Raw genomic sequence first — 17,162 nt, 5'->3', positions numbered from 1 at the left:
TTTCAGATTTTCACCACAACCTGGGTGAAATTCTATTCTATCTTAGCATTTTTTTCATGCTTGTGGGAAGCAAATCGCAATAATTTGAAAAAACAGGTGATTATTTTTTTGAATTTGTCGATTTTCTCTCTTCTTGCTTTTCTTTTTCATCTTTTGATTCTGTTTTCTTAGTAAAAAGTCTACTCATAGCTTCTTTGGCATCGGTTTCTTGAGTTGATGGAAATAGACCAAATTCACTTCCCATTTCCTCTGAATTTGCGCGGTTTGTTCTCTTTTGATTGCTCATTTCATCACCTCATCAATTGTTTGATTTCAGTCTTCCTCAGATTGAGGTTCTTGATTCCTATCGATCCGGTAGATAAAAGCAAAAAGCTCAGCAACGACTTCATATAACTCCGATGGAATGGTTTCATTAATCGTCAACTGGCTTAGTAATTCGACAAGTGTTTCGTCTTCTTGGATGGGAACATGTGAGGATTTTGCAATTCTAATCATCTCAGCTGCTGTTTTTCCCACACCCTTTGCAACAACAGTAGGAGCCTTCATCTGATCTTGTTGATACTGCAAGGCAATTGCTTTTTGATTTTCTTTATTCATATTCGAATATCCATCCCTTGATATGATTCTTGTATGTGTGAAGAGCTAAACGTACGATTGGCAGATACTTCCGTCTCCACTGCCCACTTTTTCCATGAAATAGATGTGAACTGATAGTCCAACTTTTCAAGACTTTGTTTTACAACCGGCTCAAGCATTGCAACCAACGCATCTGGTCGATCGTGCTGATTAGTCACCGTCACATGAACAATTTTCTTTTGAATCGTTACTTGGACCATTGTCTCTTTTAAACGCTCTAATTCAAGGAAAAAGAGTAGACGACAGTTCTCTGGATCAATCGTTGCATCTTCTCGCTTCTTACCCTGCCATTGAATCATTAAATCTGTTTTCCATTCGTCTAATTTGATCGGTAGTGAAAGGATCGTTTGTACAAAAGCTGGATCTGTAGGCAGCGATTGAATTTGGTGACCAGTTATAGTATGAAGAACTCGTTCTGCGTGCGCGCGAATGTCTGAAGAGTGGCCTTCCCCCATTAATTGTACAAGGAGACTCTTAATAGATGGTGTAGGTGGCTGATGAACCAAAGTTGCCTCGTCTTGGTAACCAACTAATTGAACAAGTTGGAGAAGCTGATTTGCAAATGTCGTTTGCTTTCCATTCACAACCACTTGTGGCAATACAGATTCTTTCACGGCTGTTTGGATGAGTGCACGTTCCGTAACAGTAAAAGGCTGATTAATGACCCTTGCCCAATTTCGATGGATCATTGCTTGATCATTTTCAGAAAGAAATGATTGCTTAATTAAAGAGGCATCCTGCGATACATCAGTTGGCAACCACTTAGTAAGAAACGAATCAATGGACCCACTTGGTGCTAAACCAGGCCATTGAAGCTTGGTTAAAATACTCATTGCTGTTTGTTTATCAGCTGGGCTAGCAGTCTGATTAAGTAGGGTCTTTAAAATCTGATCAACAGGAGATTGAGTACTAGGTCCATCCGTCCGACTAAGTAAGGCTTGCATCAATTGTGAGGATTGATTGGATGATGAAGCTGAAAGCTTTGTCTCAAGGTTAGTCAGGCTCTCAGATAGCTGAGGAGACTGCGCGAAGGTGGCTAATGATTGAAATACACCTTTTGTTAATGGAAGCTGCTGTTGGATCATTGTTCGAATGGTATCGATTCCCATTTGACGTGAAATAGCAGGGTCCTTTAATAGCTGTGCTCCATCTTTTAACTGATCTCTTGTAAATGGAGTGCCGGTTAACTTTAATTCTTGCAGGAGCATTTGACCCTCTTTATTCGTCGCAAGCTTTGATGAATTCATTCCTAACGTCTCAGCCTTTGCAGCTGCCTGATCAGGTTGCACCACTTGGAGTTTCGGCACACCTTGTCCTTCTTTTACTAAAAACCAATAGGAGCTTCCTGCGTTCACCATCGTCTCAAGCTTAGCTACAACGGTTGTTCCACGAATCGATAGAGCTGCCAACTGATCTGGATAATGCTTTAAGATCTTTCCTGAAAAAAGCTGACCCGGTTTAAGCGAGAGAAGACTCTCACGATTTTGAAGTAGATTCCCAACCTGTGAAACATTCTGAACCATCACGTCTTCTCTCCTTTTGTAGTTCTACCCTAACAAATCCTTTACTGGCTGAAAGGACTTTCTATGTATAGGTGTAACACCTTGTTTTTTCATTGCTTCTAAATGAGTCGGCGTACCATAACCCGAATGAGCACTGAATCCGTAGCCTGGATACGTCTGATCCCAATTGCTCATGATTTGATCTCGAGTAACCTTGGCAAGTACTGAAGCCGCTGCAATACTAAGGCTTTTTTGATCTCCTTTAATTAAAGAGGTCTGCTCTATGTCTAGAGGGATATGCATGGCATCTACTAATAAATAGTCTGGTTCAGTTGTTAACCCTTCAACGGCAAGCTTCATAGCCTGTTTTGAGGCTTGGTAGATGTTAAACTCATCGATTGTTTCTACATCAATTTCTTGTATTGAAAAAGCAATCGCTTGTTTCTTAATTTCGTCATAGAAAAATTCACGCTGCTTCTTTGAGAGCTTTTTTGAATCGGTTAATCCCACTAAGGAATGCGCCTTCGGTAAAACAACTGCAGCGGCAACAACTGGACCTGCGATGGGACCCCGTCCAGCCTCATCAATCCCAGCAATTGCATCGTAGCCTTTATGTTGAAGCTCTCGTTCGTATGTTTGTATGTCTTCATGCTGCTGCAAGGCTTGCTTAATCTTTTCTTGTTTGCGTCTCACTTGTTCAATTAAGAGTTGAACGCCTTTACGTTTATCCTCTTTAATCACATCTAAGTAACCTTCAAGCTCAGAATGAGATGCTTCTTCTAATCGTTTTTTTATAGTTGATATTGATTCATTTAACATGATGTCTCTCCTACTTATATCGTCTCTATCTATGAAGTCGTAAAGGGAAAAACCGCTTAAAGAGCTTTCTCCTTAAACGGTTTTCGCTTCTATGTCTGATGGTTTTTCAAGGGTAATGGCTCCGATCATCCCAGCTCGCAGCTCTCGCAAAACTGTTTCAGCCGTTTTATCATAGTCAATATACCCTCGTTTTTGAAGAAATCCGCGTTTCTCTCCAATTAGATCAAATAACTCAACATTATCCTCAGGTAGCTCGTCCACTTTATAACGCGCTTGAATTAATGTTGGGTATTCCTTTTTTAAATAGGTCAGTACAAATAAAGCGATGTCTTGAAAATCAAGAAGCTCATCTTTGATGGCACCCGTTGCAGCTAAGCGGTAGCCCGTTAGTTGATCCTCAAATTTTGGCCATAGAATTCCTGGTGTATCCAATAACTCTAGTGATGTGCCAATTTTAATCCATTGTTGTTTTTTTGTAATACCCGGTCGATCTCCTACATTTGCGGTCCGTTTAGACGCAAGTCTGTTGATCAAAGTAGACTTTCCAACGTTCGGAATACCAAGTATCACCACACGAATGGCACGTGGTTTCATTCCTTTTGATTGCCATCTCTCAAATAAAGGCTTAGCAAGTTCTCGACAAGCCGCTTCAATTCGTTCCGTGCCTTGACCATTTTGTGAGTTAATTGAGATAACAGAGGCTCCATTTTCTTTGAAATAGGAAGTCCATGCTTTTGTCACACTGGGATCAGCTAAATCGGTCTTATTTAAGAGGATTAATCGAGGCTTTCCTTCTGCTAATTCATCAATTACTGGGTTTCTAGATGAAAGCGGGGCACGAGCATCTAATAATTCGATTACCACATCAATGTATTTTAGTTTTTCTGTTACTTCTCGGCGTGCCTTTGCCATGTGGCCAGGGTACCATTGAATTGTCATGTAAACACCTACTCAGTCATTTTAATATTGCGGATTGGCCAAAACGTAAGACTCGCTCCACCAATCATATTTTCTTTATGGATAGCCCCAATGTCACGACTATCCTTACTTCGTCTACGATTATCTCCCATTACAAAGTAGGAATCCTCCGGTACAACAGAGCCAAGCGCGTGCGGTAGCTCTTCTAATGTAAAATCACCGGTCAAAATTTCTCCCTCGTAATGCTGTTTCATCTCATCAAGAAATGGTTCAGCAACAGGTTCTTGATTGACATATAAGGTATCATCTCTATATTCAATCTCTTCTCCTGGTAACCCAATGATTCGCTTAATATAATCGTTTCCTCCTGGAGCATGAAAAACAATAATATCAAAACGTTCTGGTTCACTCAGCTGTAACCCAATTTTATTGACAATCAATTTATCATCCGGCTCTAGTGTTGGTTGCATGGACTCTCCATCAACAACAACAGATGCAAACATGAAGGTTCGGATCACAAATGCTAGCAAGAGTGCAATCGCAATGGCTTTAACCCATTCCCAAGACTCTGATCGTTTTTTTTCCATGGACAGAACCTCCAACGGGCACTAGACTTTCGTATACAGTCTTAATAGTCTTATTTTATCATATTCGCCCTTTGAATAGTAATGACGAGTACAAACCAATTTAATTTAGACAAAAAAGAGCCTGGGCCATAACTAAAAATAAAAGCAAAAATGGCGAATGATTCACCGATCGAATCATTCGCCAATTGTTTTTATGCAAAATGAGCGGGTGTGAACCCGACACTCCTACGGAAATGTACGTGGTGAAGACACTGTGAGTGATTTATGTTATGTCCACCCTCTACTAATCTACGTATGTGAAACAATACATTCCGCTTGTCCATGAATGGAATACGTTGTCACTCCATATGGTAAAATAAAATGTTGTCCTTTACTGATTGGATAGTCGACATCATCTACTTTTACTAAGGCACCGCCTTCAATCACACTTACTTGCAAGAAGTCTGATGTTAATGACAGAGTGGCATCGCCTTGGAGCTTCCAATGATACACCGTAAAGTACGGATCTTCTACTAATTTTGTTTCCGTAAGTCCTTGAATGGTTTTCTCTTCTTTTGTACAAGTTGCATCCACGTGAGGTACCGTCGTTACTTCAAGCGAGCGGTCTACATGCAATTCTCGTTCGTTCCCGTTTGCATCCGTACGATCATAATCATATACTCGGTAAGTAATATCTGAGCTTTGTTGGGTTTCAAGAATAACAATGCCTGCACCGATCGCATGAATGGTTCCACTTGGCACATGAACAAAATCACCCGCTTGAACCTTTACTCTTCTGAGAAGCTTGTCCCATTCTTTTGAACCCATCAATTGAGCGAGTTCCTCTTCGCTTTGTGCATGGTGTCCGAGAATTAACTCCGAATCTTCTTCAGCACTCACTACATACCAGCATTCCGTTTTTCCAAATGGCACATCTTCTACGGTTCTAGCAAACTCATCGTTTGGATGAACTTGAACAGATAAATCCTCCGCAGCATCTAAAAGCTTAATTAACAATGGATATTCTTCTGTAGTAGTCGTTTGTTTATTAAATAGCTTTCCTTCGCGCTCCCACAAGTCCTTTAGTGATCTCCCTGCATACGTTCCATTCTCAACGACACTAACTCCATGTGGGTGAGCTGAGATGACCCAGGCTTCACCAGTTTGGTCTGAGGGAATCGTATATCCAAATTCAGTTTGAAGCTTTGTTCCGCCCCAAATACGTTCTTGTAAAACGGGCTTTAAAAAAAGTGGTTCGTGTTTAGTCATAATCATCCTCCAAAAATATCTCGATCAATTAAACCATTTGTTCATGTAGAGCTCTATGCGCTAACATTAGGGCACCAGTAATTCCTGCTTGATCTCCAAGTCCCGGCCTTACAATGTAGCTAGTTAACTCAGGCAGTTCAATATAATCTCCAAGCATCTCAGGTAAGTGCTTTCTAATGGCTTTAAATACAGCCTCTTGATGACTGACTCCTCCACCCAAAATTATTTTTTTAGGAGAGAGAATGAGTAGGTATTGCATCATTGCTTGAGCGAGATAATACCCTTCAAGTTCCCATACTTCCTCTTTATTCGTTAATTCACTACCTTTTTGTCCCCACCGTTTTTCGATGGCTGGCCCCGCAGCTAGGCCTTCAAGACAGTCCTTATGGAAAGGACAAACGCCTTCAAATAAATCATTTGGGTGTTTACGAATAAGAATATGTCCCATCTCGGGGTGCGTGAGACCTTGAAGTAGATTTCCTTGCACCACTGCTCCTGCTCCTATCCCTGTTCCTACTGTAATGTATAAACAGCTATCAAGCCCTTTCGCAGCGCCAAGCGTAGCTTCTCCTAATGCAGCTGCATTTACGTCTGTATTAAATCCTATTGGGATGAGGAACTCTTTTTTTAACTCTTGTACGATCGGATAGTGTTTCCAAGCTGTTTTCGGTGTAGATGTGATGCTACCATAGCTTGAACTATCTTGGTCAATATCGACCGGCCCAAATGAGCCAACCCCCATCGCCGACACTTGATATTTTTTGAAAAAAGCAATGACTTCTTGCATCGTTTCAGATGGAATCGTTGTTGGAATCGTTACTTTCTCAACGATTTTCCCCGTTTTATCTCCAACTGCACAAACAAACTTTGTACCACCAGCTTCAATTGCTGCTAACATGCTACACTCTCCCTACTCATTAGTTAACTAGCTCATTCATAGATTAGCTTTGCTCTTAGCATAAATTCAGTAAAGCTTTTAGCTGAACAAAGCACATCTGATAAATTCTCTCTAATCACTTCGACGATGAAATCATAAATCCCCATAGCCTCTTCATAATCTTCTTTACTTATGGCAAGTAAGAAGATCAATCGAGTGGTTTGTCCGTTGCCCCATTCAATTGGCGTATCTGAGATCGCAATACCAATTTGAGTACGAAGGGAAAGCAAATTAAGTGGATGAGGAATGGCTACACCTTCACCAATTAACGTTGACCCCAGCTCTTCTCGTTTAAAGATCGCTTCTGTAAATTCAGTTTGATGTTGAATGACCTTTTCTTTTTCCATAGCTTCAGTCAGGACTCGAATCGCTTCTTCCTTCGTTTTAAATGATTGCTTAAAAAACAGTTTCGGTGAGAAATATTTTAATAACAAATCTTGTGTATCACTTAGCTCTTGAGTAATTTTCTTATCTAACTCAATCATTTCTTTTTTCGATGGTAGTGTCTCGATTTTAAAGATTGGTTTATTTTTCTCTTCTATCTTCACCGAAGTAATGACCACGTCTTCCTCAATATAAGGCAACGTATGATACTTTTGAGCAGAAATCGTCTTCGTTATAAATAAGTGAGGAATAGCACGTTTAATTGTTGATTCAATAATTCGCGCTGTTCCAAAACCCGATCCACATACAATTAAACAAGAGTTATGACGTTCATATTTTACTTGATAATTGCGTTCTAGTGAAGCACCAATGTGAAGAGCTAAATAAGCCACCTCTCCTAAATTAATATCGTAGGAGAACTCTTCTTTGATCGAGCGAACCGCATACAAAGTTAATTCGTACGCAAGTGGAAAGTATTTTTTAATGTGTTCTTCCATTGGGTTCCTAACTCGAATATTATTTTCTGCGCGATACAGCATTGATTGGATATGACTTTTTAAATCATGCTTTAGTTGCTCATCCTGTGTCAGATAGTAATAATAATTTTCATTGATTTTATTTAAGAACGCGTTAATGTAGTCAATTAGTAAGCTTTGTGAAGATGTGTCAGGTGCAGTCTTACTAATGACTTTGCTTTTTAACTGGACAGAAAGGTAGGAAACTTCCGGTTCGGACATCGTCATTGAAAAAAGATTCTCTGCAATTGTGACCAATGGATGAATGACTTGCTTCAACTCACACGAGACGTCCGACTGCTTATGACCATCCTCTATATAAAAGTGGTTCGCCGTGCGATCCGCCATGATAACAAGATAATAAATAAAGTTGTTTAGATTCTCATCAGTAAAATATAGATGTGCACTATGAAATAAAGGAGGCAGTTTCTGTTGAAGAGTAACAACATCCTTTTTTTGCTTCTTCCATTCAAAATACGTTTCAATTTGAGTATAGTCGATATGATTATCAATCAAAGAGAATAGGGCCTCACGTTTTTGAATTTCTTCCCCTTGAATATAGAACCCTTTACCAACTTTCGAGTGAAGGGTTAGCCCATTATCTTGGATAAATGAGCGTACACTGTTTAATTCGGAACTTAGTGTAGTGCGACTAACAAATAGTTTTTCTGCTAACTCTTCTAAACTTATATAATCCTTTTCATACAATAAGCTGTAAATACATTGCTTCATTCGTCCTTCCTTTGAGTGAATGTCAAAGTATAAGGGTGATGAAGAAATTCCTTGTTTAAAGAATTGAAACGGCTCTGGGGCTGTCACTTCAAAATAAAATCCTTTGCCTCGTAAATTCTTAATAAGAAAACCATGTTGGCAGCAAATTTCGTTCATATCCTTTATTTCTTTTCGTACGGTCCGATCAGAAACAGAAAGATATTCCGCTATTTGTTCGCTACTTAGCGTTGCTTCATTTTTTTCTATAAGGGTAAATAGTTTGTTTTTGCGGTGATCAGCAAACATTGGACTCTCCTCTCCATGATGCACGTTCATCGTTGTCTTCCTTAGAGATCAGTCTCACAACATTTAAACCATACCTAAAACCATTGCCTTATAGTTGCCCTATTCTTTATGAAAGAATGTCCACCTACTCAAACAAAGTAGGTGGAACTCAGGTAACTTCCTTATTTTCCAATTAAGATGGTGCTGAATTGGTATGGTTTTAACGATTTTACTTTCTCTGCTTGTGTGGTTTCATCGAGCATGACGAACTGACCATTCTCTTTTAATGTTTCATCAATCGTTGATGCTTTTTCTGTAAATGGGTTAAACACACGCACAATGTAGTGATCACTATCTTCAGCTTTTTTAATCGCACTTATTACTGAATCCATGTTTTCTAGTTGGAACAAGCTGTACGAACGCTCATTTGTTTTTTCTTCATCACGATACACATAGATCATTCGTCCATTTAAGAAATCAGAGAACTGGTAGTAAGCCATTGGGGATAGGTATTCCTTCGCAACTCTCGCAATTTCCGCTTTATCAAACGTCGTTTGGTTCTTGATGCTATAGGCAAAGGTTGCTTTCAGGTTGCCAAGTAGCTGTGCATCTGGTGTTTCAACAATCGTTTCCCCAGAAGCTCTGCCTGGTCGATACAACAGATCCGTTTTCCCCATGTGACTAAACGTTCTAAACAGCGTTAGCTGAATGGTGTCAAACGATTCACCAACAATTTCGTACTCTCGCACACCCTCTGTGAAAACAGTGGCCACACTTGTTGAATCATGAAGCGATACAAAGCTTTGCATCGGTTCAATTGAAATTGGCGCCTCTTCCCACTTCTCTTCTTCCCACACGGCCATTTCAGGCAAATAAACAGGTCGAGTCACTGTTCCAAACAGTTGATCAGCAGTTGAAAATTTGCTAGCAATTTCAGTGTTGAATTGAACACATAAACGATGACTTAATACCTGATTATTCATATCTACTTCAACACGAATGAGTTCCTCGTTTTTTCTAAGAGCTACTTTCGCTTTTAACACAAACTCACGATCTGCTTTCTTTTTCGCTCGTTCCTCTAAGTTATAAGGAACATTCATTTTTAACGTGAATTCAAGATGCTCTTCAACTTCAGATGCTACGTACTCTGCTTGTACACATTCTGCATCTGTTGAGTACACTAATAAGTCTTCACGTGGCGGTGAGTAGTTGTATGAGTCTCCGTCATCCCCGTTCTCAACAAAAATAAGCTGATCATGGTACGTTTTATTACCTAGTTTATCTGTGATCGTTAGTGTATTATTTTCTGATAGACTGATTTCAAAGAACTCGTTTTCAATCTGTTTTTTTGAAGAGACGTTTGTCGCTTGTTGCTGCTCATTTCCCTCTAGCTCAAGGTAAAAACTGTCATATCCGAGCCCATTTACATTCGTTACGTACAAAAGAATTTCAGCTAAGAACACTTTTTCAGGTGTATAGATTTTCTTACTTGGATTCAGATGAATGGTTTGTTTTAAAACATAATCCGTTAATTCAACCTTCTTCTCAACCGAGTAAGGGATCTTATTCCCATTATAATCTTTTATAGAGAAGTTTTCTTCAGGAATATAAAGTGCGACCTTCACCACACCAGATCGTTTATAAGGAAGTGGATTAAATAACGTAAAGTTCAAATCATGCTGATACGGAATCCGTTCCGAAACCAATCGCATATGCAGATCAAGAAGATTTTTAGACTTCTCATCAGCAAGTTTATAACGATATCCAACATCTCGGTTTGTTGTATCACTGTTACATCCACCAATACTATCGTGTGCAGCATTCTCAAACATTAGCTTCCAAATCTCTTCTAGCTCACGGTGCGGGTACGGATTCCCTAGAGAATAACTTATTGAAAGAATCGGTTCTAGTACATTTGCAAGGAAATTCTCGATTTCATTGTTTGATTGCTTTAGATCAGCGCGAGTAGAGAAAATAGATTTATGAAGTCGACTGTGTTTTCCTTCTGTTAATTCCCCTTTAATGACAGGCAGATCTGCAACGTCACCTTCTAGTTCATCAAAAAATGTCTCTGGAGAATGAAGAACGTATTCTCTTTTTTCGTCTAGCTCATTAAACGTATGAATAATCTCTGGTAAATTCTTTCTCAGTGGTGCTTGGTCCAGACCATTCGGGAAATACACATGTTTCGTTGAAGCCTTAGCCTCAAGTCGTCCAATAAAATCTTCAATATATGGACCGATATCTTCTACATCCTCTGGAATGTTTCCGCCGTGATAATAGCCAAATGGAATTTGGTTTGAAAGCATCTGTGTACCGTCATCGCCTTCCCACGTAAACTCCGTTTGCTTCAGACGATTATCAGCAACTCCTCTCCAGAATAGAAAACGGTTGATGCCAAAGTTTTTATAAATTTGCGGCATGTTTCCGCCTTGACCAAATGCATCCGGTACATACCCAATTTCCATTGAGTGACCTAACTCTTTTGCATACCTTGTTCCATATAATAAGTTACGAGTCACAGATTCCTGTGAGATCACTAACTGATCGGTTTGCGTGTACCAAGGTCCAGTCATCAGACGCTTCGCTTTAACTAATGCTTTAATCCGGTCTTCATCCTCAGGACGATACTTAAGATAATCTTCTATTAACGACGTTTGAGCATCCATCAAATAGTAATTAAATCCTTCATTACTCTCTAATGCATCGAGTACCTCACTCAAATGTTTAACCAGGTAAACGGTTGAACGTGAAGATGTAAAATACCACTCTCTATCCCAGTGTGTATGTGGAATAACATGTACTTTTGTTTTTTTCATAACGTAAAACTCCTTTTTCGCGTGAGAGCGAGTTTGTTTAATTAATGATCAAATTCGATCTCAAGTTCATCCAGTTCATCATTTTTTGTCTCTGCTTTTTCAGCTTTAACCACGCTTTTTTCTTCGCGGAAATCAACTAATAGATTTGAACCAATCGCAATGATCAGTGCACCAACTAGAATTCCAGCGACATATGCCCAACCATTACCGACCGTAAAGAATCCATACACACCACCAACTGGAGGCATAATATCGTGCGCACCAAGTAAAATCGCTACAGCAGCACCCGTTGCTCCTGCCACTACATTTAATGGAATGAGCTTAAATGGACTTTTAAGTGTAAAAGGAATGGCACCCTCTGTGATTCCGATAATTCCCATTACAAATGAACCTTTTCCTGATTCTTTCAGCTCCGGAGAGAAATTTCTTTTCTTAATCATCGTAGCAAGTCCATAACCAAGTGGCGGGATACAAATCGCGATGTTAACAATGATTGCAGGTAAGTAAATTCCACTCATAAGTAATGCGTTACCAGCCATCCAAGCAGCCTTATTGACTGGGCCACCCATATCAAATGCAATCATCGCACCAAGTACTAATGCAAGGACTACGTTGTTTACATTGCTTTGAGTCATTGATGTAATCCATTCAAGTAAGGCTGTATTCACCCAGCCAAGTGGGCCACCAAGAACAAGTGACATTAGAATACCGGTTGCTCCAACCGTAATTAAAGGTAAGATGATGAGCGGGACTGCGGTTGCTAGAGACCCACCGATGACAATCTTATTTTTCACCCAATTTGTTACCCAACCTGCGAAGAAACCAGCTACTACGGCGCCTAAAAACCCTGCATTTGTGGAAGTGGCTAATGCTCCACCAACTAGCGCAGCTGCAAGTGCCGGCCTACCAGCAATCGAGAAGGCAATAAAGGCAGCGAGTACAATGTTCAACAAACCAATGGCCGTCCAGCCTACTTGTTCAAACAGGTAAACGTAATGGAGGAAGCCCCCTGATTCAGCAAACTCACCTAAATCTGTATAACCTGCTAGAAAGGCAATAATTTTAGCGACAGCAACCACTAAAGAACCAGCAATGATAACTGGAAGAACATATGAAATTCCTGTCATTAGATGTTTTTTAAATTCTGCGGCTTGCGATTTCATATTCTTTTCCTCCTGTATTAGGACTGTTTTCTTTTTTCTAATGCTTGTACAATCTTCTCAATTACAGCCTCGCCATTCGATACCGCTTGTCCAAGCTTAATACGAACAACCGGTTTGCCTTTAAAACGATCTTCACCCTCAATGGCTTTATCAGCAGCAATAATGACAGCATCTGCATCTTGTACATCCTCTGCTGTGACTTCATTAACAAGCCCAAGTGCCCCTTGCTGTTCCATTTTCACGTCATGACCGAGCTTTGCTCCGGCCTTTTCAAGTGCTTTCGCTGCCATTGGCGTATGTGCCAATCCAGCGATACACGCAGTCACTCCTACAAATTTCATCTTTACACGACCTCTCTCTCAACACTGTTTAATAACTCTAATACATCGTCTTTCGATTGAATGGTAGCTAAGCGTTCTTGGAACTCTTCCTCCATTAATTGACCCGCTAAAGCAGACAAGATTTGCAAATGTCTTGTTCCCGCCTCTACATTTGGAACAAGGATGGCGAATATGTTTTCTACTTTAAATTGGTCAGGTGATTGCCAATCAATTTTTTCTTTCATTTTTATAAAGATCAGAGCGGCTCTTTTCACTGCCGCGCTCTTCGCGTGAGGTATGGCGATCCCTTCTTGAAAAGCCGTAGAATACGTATTCTCTCTACTAATTAAATCTGCCAGCAGTTGCTCCTGATCATCCGTTATACCTAATTCCTGCGCCTTCTGGGAAATGAGATGTAAGACATCATCTCGATTGCCTAATTCGATCTCTAAAAAAATCTGGTTGTCCTTTAAAAGCAATCTATTTCTCCCCTTTCCGTTGTTATCGCTTACAATTGTAAGTATAAAACGGTTTCATTTAATGCTTAATACAGAGTTTATCCAATTAAGTTGGCAAAAAGTGAACGATAGCATGAAAACGTACGTAATTACTGGCTAGAACCTGACTTTAAAGCACAAAAAAGAGAGGATAAAATCCTCTCTTTTTGTTTTTAATATACATAAGTTACTTTTCTTCAGTTAATACATTTCTATAAATTTCAATTCAATTTGGTAAATATCTGCTTTTCATACACAGTAACCAAGTTAACTATTTCTTTGCTCGGCGTCATGATTCAATATGCTTAAGATATTCTTTATTGTCGCAAAGTGCATCGCTTCATGGTAGATGGAGAAGGTCAACACATCCTCTACTGTTTTAAAGGTAAGCCCTGAAGAAGCAGAGTGATAGTGCGGATTAATATCTTCTTTAATATTACTTGTAAGTATAGATTTAATCCTAACATTTTGTTCTGATAATAAATCAATTAATTCAGCCATTGATGGATCTTTCTGAGTCCAGTCAGAAGGCTTCGTTCCAGGATCAAATAACTGATTAAAATTAGAAGGTACATACGTTTGATGATTAGTTAAGCTAAATGCAAACTTTTCATGAACGACATAAATATGACCTAGATTCCACTTAATATTATTTCTTAACCCAGTCGGGATTTTCTCTGCCGTCGAATCACTGATGTCGTTAACATACCTCAGTGTTTGTCGACGTGTAAATTCTAATTGATCTATGATAAAGTTGGTCATTTTCTTTCCTCCAATTTAGTAAGATTACGATCTTTACAAAGCACACCAAATCCGTTTATTTCTTTTGAATTCCTTCAGATCATTTGTAACGACGATCCGCTTCCTTAATCGGATAATCATTTCCAGACATGTCGCGTCGCTTCATCAGACCGTCCTCAGCAAACTCCCAAAGCTCATTACCGTGGCATCGCATCCATTGGCCCGTTTCTGCATCTTGGTATTCGTATTCAAATCGAACAGCAATCCGATTATCAGTGTGGCACCAAAGCTCTTTCATCAGTTTGTAGTTAAGCTCTCTCTCCCATTTATTAGACAGAAACGTTTTTATCGCTTCTCGACCTTTTAAGAAATCCGTACGGTTACGCCAGTTGGAGTCTAAGGAATATCCCATAGATACTCGTTCTGGATCTTGTGAATTCCAAGCATCTTCCGCAAATTTAACTTTTGCCAAAGCCGTTTCTAACGTAAATGGTGGGCGAATATCTGTACTCATTTTATATCTTCCTTTCAAATTTTAAATGTAGGTTCATCCTTCATTGTTACTTAAACGTTCGGTCTGCTTCATCGATGGGATATTCGTTTCCAGACATATCGCGTCTTTTCATTAAGCCATCTTCACCAAATTCCCAATACTCATTCCCATGACACCTCATCCATTTCCCTGTCTTTATATTCCGGTATTCGTACTCAAAGAGCACCGCAATACGATTGTCAGAATAACACCAAAGTTCTTTTCTCAGTTTATACTCTGCTTCTTTGTTCCACTTGTTCGTTAAGAACGTTTTAATTGCTTCTCGCCCTGTGAAAAACTCCGTACGATTACGCCAGTTGGAATCTAAGGAGTACCCCATAGCTACGCGTTCTGGATCTTGTGAATTCCAAGCATCTTCCGCAAATTTAACTTTTGCCAGAGCCGTTTCGAGTGTAAAAGGTGGGCGAATGTCTTTGCTCATATCTCATCATCCTTTTTTATTTTATAAGCACATTTGATACATGCTAGAAAGCCATCTTCTTCAATTTTTCAATTTAATGCTCCTTACAAAAATCATTAAACAGACAGGTCTGTATAATTTTAAGTTATTTATTTTCTTTTTCTTTTTGATTGATTGCTGCACCGTGCCACTACTAAATTAAAGAGCGAAGAATAACTAGATATAAAATGGTTGCTACGAAAAAAAGAGGCCGAGCAATATGTATACGGATAGCAAAACACGAACACAGCTTAATAACCGCTACAGGAGAATCCCTCGCACCCAAGAACGGCCTCAGCCCCTTTCGCGGGAAAAGCGCCGCTACAGTGTCTTCACCGCGTTCTGTTCCGTAGGAGCATTCCTGTGGGTTTTCTTTTGACCTATTTACACAAAAAAAGTCCTCCGTTAAGATGCAAGTAATCACACAAAACATCAAAGGAGGACTCACTTTGAAGCATAACCGGAATGAAAAACTAGATCAAGTCCAAAGAGATACATTAGTGATTGGAATTGATATTGCTAAATTTAAACACTTTGCTTGTGTATTTGACGACCGGGGGCGAGAACTAGAGAAACCCTTCCCTGTTTTACAGTCTATTGAAGGGTTTCATCAGTTCCTCGAGAAGGTAGAGACGTTTAAACAAGAACATCAAAAGACAGATGTGATCATCGGCTTTGAACCAACAGGACACTATTGGATGAATCTCGCTGAATTTCTAAGTAAACATGAGATTCTTTACGTGATGGTGAACCCATTGCACGTTAATCGTGCAAAAGAATTTGAGGATAACCTGCAGACTAAAAATGACCAGAAGGATTCTCGTGTGATTGCCAGAATGGTCTCTCAAGGGTATTTTACCTATCCTCGTGTGTTAACTGGTATTGAGGCTGAGCTACGAGAAGGATCGGCTCACCGCAACCATCTGAAGAAAGAGAAAGCCCGATTATCAAATAAAATCATTCAATGGATGGATCGATATTTTCCTGAATTAATTGGACAAGCATTTAAAGACATTGGAAAGACCGTTGTAGGGATTCTAAAGTACGTTCCCTTGCCTGAACAATGGATCGACCTAGAGGTCGATGCCTTTCTAAAGATCCTCAAAGACAAAGAGGCATTCCGATGCCCATCACGTAAGAAGATCGTGGAAGTACACTCACTTGCTTCTCAGTCGATAGGACTAACGGAAGGAACGACATTTGCCAAACAGAAGATTCAATGGCTCATCTCTCAGTACGAACAAGTCTGTCAGTCTTTGGAGGAAACAAAGGTATTAATGCAAGAACTCGCTCAAGAACTTGATGCGTATGAGCATTTGATCTCTATACCAGGAATTAGTGAAGATATGGTTTGTGAACTCTTAGCTGAAGCAGGACCTCTCACGGCTTATCAACATCCACGCCAACTCATAAAATTAGCGGGATTGACTTTACGTGAGAATTCTTCAGGACAGCACAAAGGTCGAAAGAAACTCTCTAAGCGAGGTAGGCGCCATTTACGTGCTCTTCTTTTTCGAGCGACTCTTACACTTGTTCACAATAACCAGGCGTTTCGAGATCTATATGTGCATTACATTTCTAGAGATGACAACCCGCTCAAGAAAAAAGAAGCTTTGGTCGTACTTGGTAGTAAGCTATTAAAAGTGTTCTGGGGATTAAGCCATCATAAGATGGCCTTTGATGCCGAACGAATGAGAAGAGATAGCCCTCTTCTTCAGTCTTCAGCAGCCCTTGCTTCATAAGGTACAACATGGTGTCAGGAGTTATGGTTGATCGAGACAATTGACCTAGAGTCTATGTAGGAGCAAAAAACCAACTCTGCCTTATGAAGAGACCCAACGAAGGAACGTGAGCGCATGACGCCAAGAGACATGGGAGGGTACGTCCATCATAAGAAGAGCAGAGCTCAACGATGCACCTCATACTTCTAACTGGATGATATTCCCTTCATCCTCAAGCGTAGCGTGAGCTCCGTTCCCTTTTTCATCCTTATATGGAATGATGATGATATTGATTGATTCATAAAAAATATTTTTATCTCTTTAAAAACCTTAAAACCATTGATACATTAACTTTTTCGGAGGGAGT

Annotated in this window: 17 protein-coding genes; 1 reads left to right on the top strand and 16 read right to left on the bottom strand. The window is 39.8% G+C overall.

Translation table 11 applies throughout. The features are described from left to right. Window positions 1-100: 100 nt before the first annotated feature. The 16 genes from ACQKKO_RS14390 to ACQKKO_RS14315 all read right to left on the bottom strand — a co-directional run bounded on the left by ACQKKO_RS14390 (window position 101) and on the right by ACQKKO_RS14315 (window position 15,056). Window positions 101-286, bottom strand: coding sequence for a hypothetical protein (locus ACQKKO_RS14390; protein WP_498648338.1), 186 nt, complete (start codon window positions 284-286; stop codon window positions 101-103). A 26-nt stretch (window positions 287-312) separates the two neighbouring features. Beyond that, a complete protein-coding gene (locus ACQKKO_RS14385; RefSeq protein WP_498648336.1) occupies window positions 313-597 on the bottom strand; it encodes an EscU/YscU/HrcU family type III secretion system export apparatus switch protein in 285 nt (94 codons plus the stop codon). Continuing rightward, on the bottom strand, window positions 594-2,159 hold the full coding sequence (locus tag ACQKKO_RS14380; protein WP_498648334.1) for a hypothetical protein: 1,566 nt from the start codon (window positions 2,157-2,159) through the stop codon (window positions 594-596). Before ACQKKO_RS14380 ends, ACQKKO_RS14385 begins: the two co-directional genes overlap by 4 nt. 24 nt (window positions 2,160-2,183) lie before the next feature. Continuing rightward, on the bottom strand, window positions 2,184-2,957 hold the full coding sequence (gene rnhB / locus ACQKKO_RS14375; RefSeq protein WP_498648333.1) for a ribonuclease HII: 774 nt from the start codon (window positions 2,955-2,957) through the stop codon (window positions 2,184-2,186). A gap of 72 nt (window positions 2,958-3,029) precedes the next feature. Next, entirely contained in the window at window positions 3,030-3,896 is an 867-nt protein-coding gene (gene ylqF, locus ACQKKO_RS14370) for a ribosome biogenesis GTPase YlqF (protein ID WP_498648332.1), read from the bottom strand. Window positions 3,897-3,904: 8 nt separating this feature from the next. After that, window positions 3,905-4,462 (bottom strand): signal peptidase I, encoded by a 558-nt coding sequence (gene lepB / locus ACQKKO_RS14365; protein ID WP_498648330.1) that lies wholly within the window; start codon window positions 4,460-4,462, stop codon window positions 3,905-3,907. 288 nt (window positions 4,463-4,750) lie between these two features. Beyond that, window positions 4,751-5,710 carry a mannose-6-phosphate isomerase, class I gene (gene manA / locus ACQKKO_RS14360; protein WP_498648328.1) on the bottom strand — a complete coding sequence of 320 codons (960 nt, stop codon included), beginning with the start codon at window positions 5,708-5,710 and terminating at the stop codon, window positions 4,751-4,753. Between the two features lie 28 nt (window positions 5,711-5,738). Continuing rightward, the gene (locus tag ACQKKO_RS14355; protein WP_498648326.1) at window positions 5,739-6,608 is read right to left on the bottom strand and encodes an ROK family protein; all 870 of its coding nucleotides are present in this window, start codon (window positions 6,606-6,608) and stop codon (window positions 5,739-5,741) included. 32 nt (window positions 6,609-6,640) lie between these two features. Continuing rightward, complete coding sequence (locus ACQKKO_RS14350) at window positions 6,641-8,593, bottom strand: BglG family transcription antiterminator (protein WP_498648325.1); 1,953 nt, start codon at window positions 8,591-8,593, stop codon at window positions 6,641-6,643. A 131-nt stretch (window positions 8,594-8,724) separates the two neighbouring features. Beyond that, a complete protein-coding gene (mngB, locus tag ACQKKO_RS14345) occupies window positions 8,725-11,361 on the bottom strand; it encodes a mannosylglycerate hydrolase (protein WP_498648323.1) in 2,637 nt (878 codons plus the stop codon). Between the two features lie 41 nt (window positions 11,362-11,402). Further along, window positions 11,403-12,524 carry a PTS fructose transporter subunit IIC gene (locus tag ACQKKO_RS14340; protein ID WP_498648321.1) on the bottom strand — a complete coding sequence of 374 codons (1,122 nt, stop codon included), beginning with the start codon at window positions 12,522-12,524 and terminating at the stop codon, window positions 11,403-11,405. A 17-nt stretch (window positions 12,525-12,541) separates the two neighbouring features. After that, window positions 12,542-12,865, bottom strand: a complete 324-nt coding sequence (locus tag ACQKKO_RS14335) for a PTS fructose transporter subunit IIB (RefSeq protein ID WP_498648319.1) — start codon at window positions 12,863-12,865, stop codon at window positions 12,542-12,544. A 2-nt stretch (window positions 12,866-12,867) separates the two neighbouring features. Then, window positions 12,868-13,323: a PTS sugar transporter subunit IIA gene (locus tag ACQKKO_RS14330; protein ID WP_498648316.1), complete on the bottom strand. Its 456-nt coding sequence runs from the start codon at window positions 13,321-13,323 to the stop codon at window positions 12,868-12,870. A gap of 285 nt (window positions 13,324-13,608) precedes the next feature. Then, a complete protein-coding gene (locus ACQKKO_RS14325) occupies window positions 13,609-14,103 on the bottom strand; it encodes a DinB family protein (protein WP_498648314.1) in 495 nt (164 codons plus the stop codon). A 79-nt stretch (window positions 14,104-14,182) separates the two neighbouring features. Further along, on the bottom strand, window positions 14,183-14,596 hold the full coding sequence (locus ACQKKO_RS14320; protein ID WP_498648312.1) for a nuclear transport factor 2 family protein: 414 nt from the start codon (window positions 14,594-14,596) through the stop codon (window positions 14,183-14,185). A 46-nt stretch (window positions 14,597-14,642) separates the two neighbouring features. Further along, complete coding sequence (locus ACQKKO_RS14315) at window positions 14,643-15,056, bottom strand: nuclear transport factor 2 family protein (protein ID WP_498648310.1); 414 nt, start codon at window positions 15,054-15,056, stop codon at window positions 14,643-14,645. 467 nt (window positions 15,057-15,523) lie between these two features. Between ACQKKO_RS14315 and ACQKKO_RS14310 the strand changes: the two genes are divergently transcribed. After that, window positions 15,524-16,816, top strand: coding sequence for an IS110 family RNA-guided transposase (locus ACQKKO_RS14310; protein WP_498648308.1), 1,293 nt, complete (start codon window positions 15,524-15,526; stop codon window positions 16,814-16,816). Window positions 16,817-17,162: the final 346 nt, after the last annotated feature.

This window comes from Alkalihalobacillus sp. NPDC127517 (assembly GCF_050276055.1).
Lineage (GTDB): Bacteria > Bacillota > Bacilli > Bacillales > Bacillaceae_D > Alkalicoccobacillus.
The sequence above is the reverse complement of the archived record's forward strand: the minus strand, read 5'-3'. Positions and strand labels throughout refer to the sequence as shown.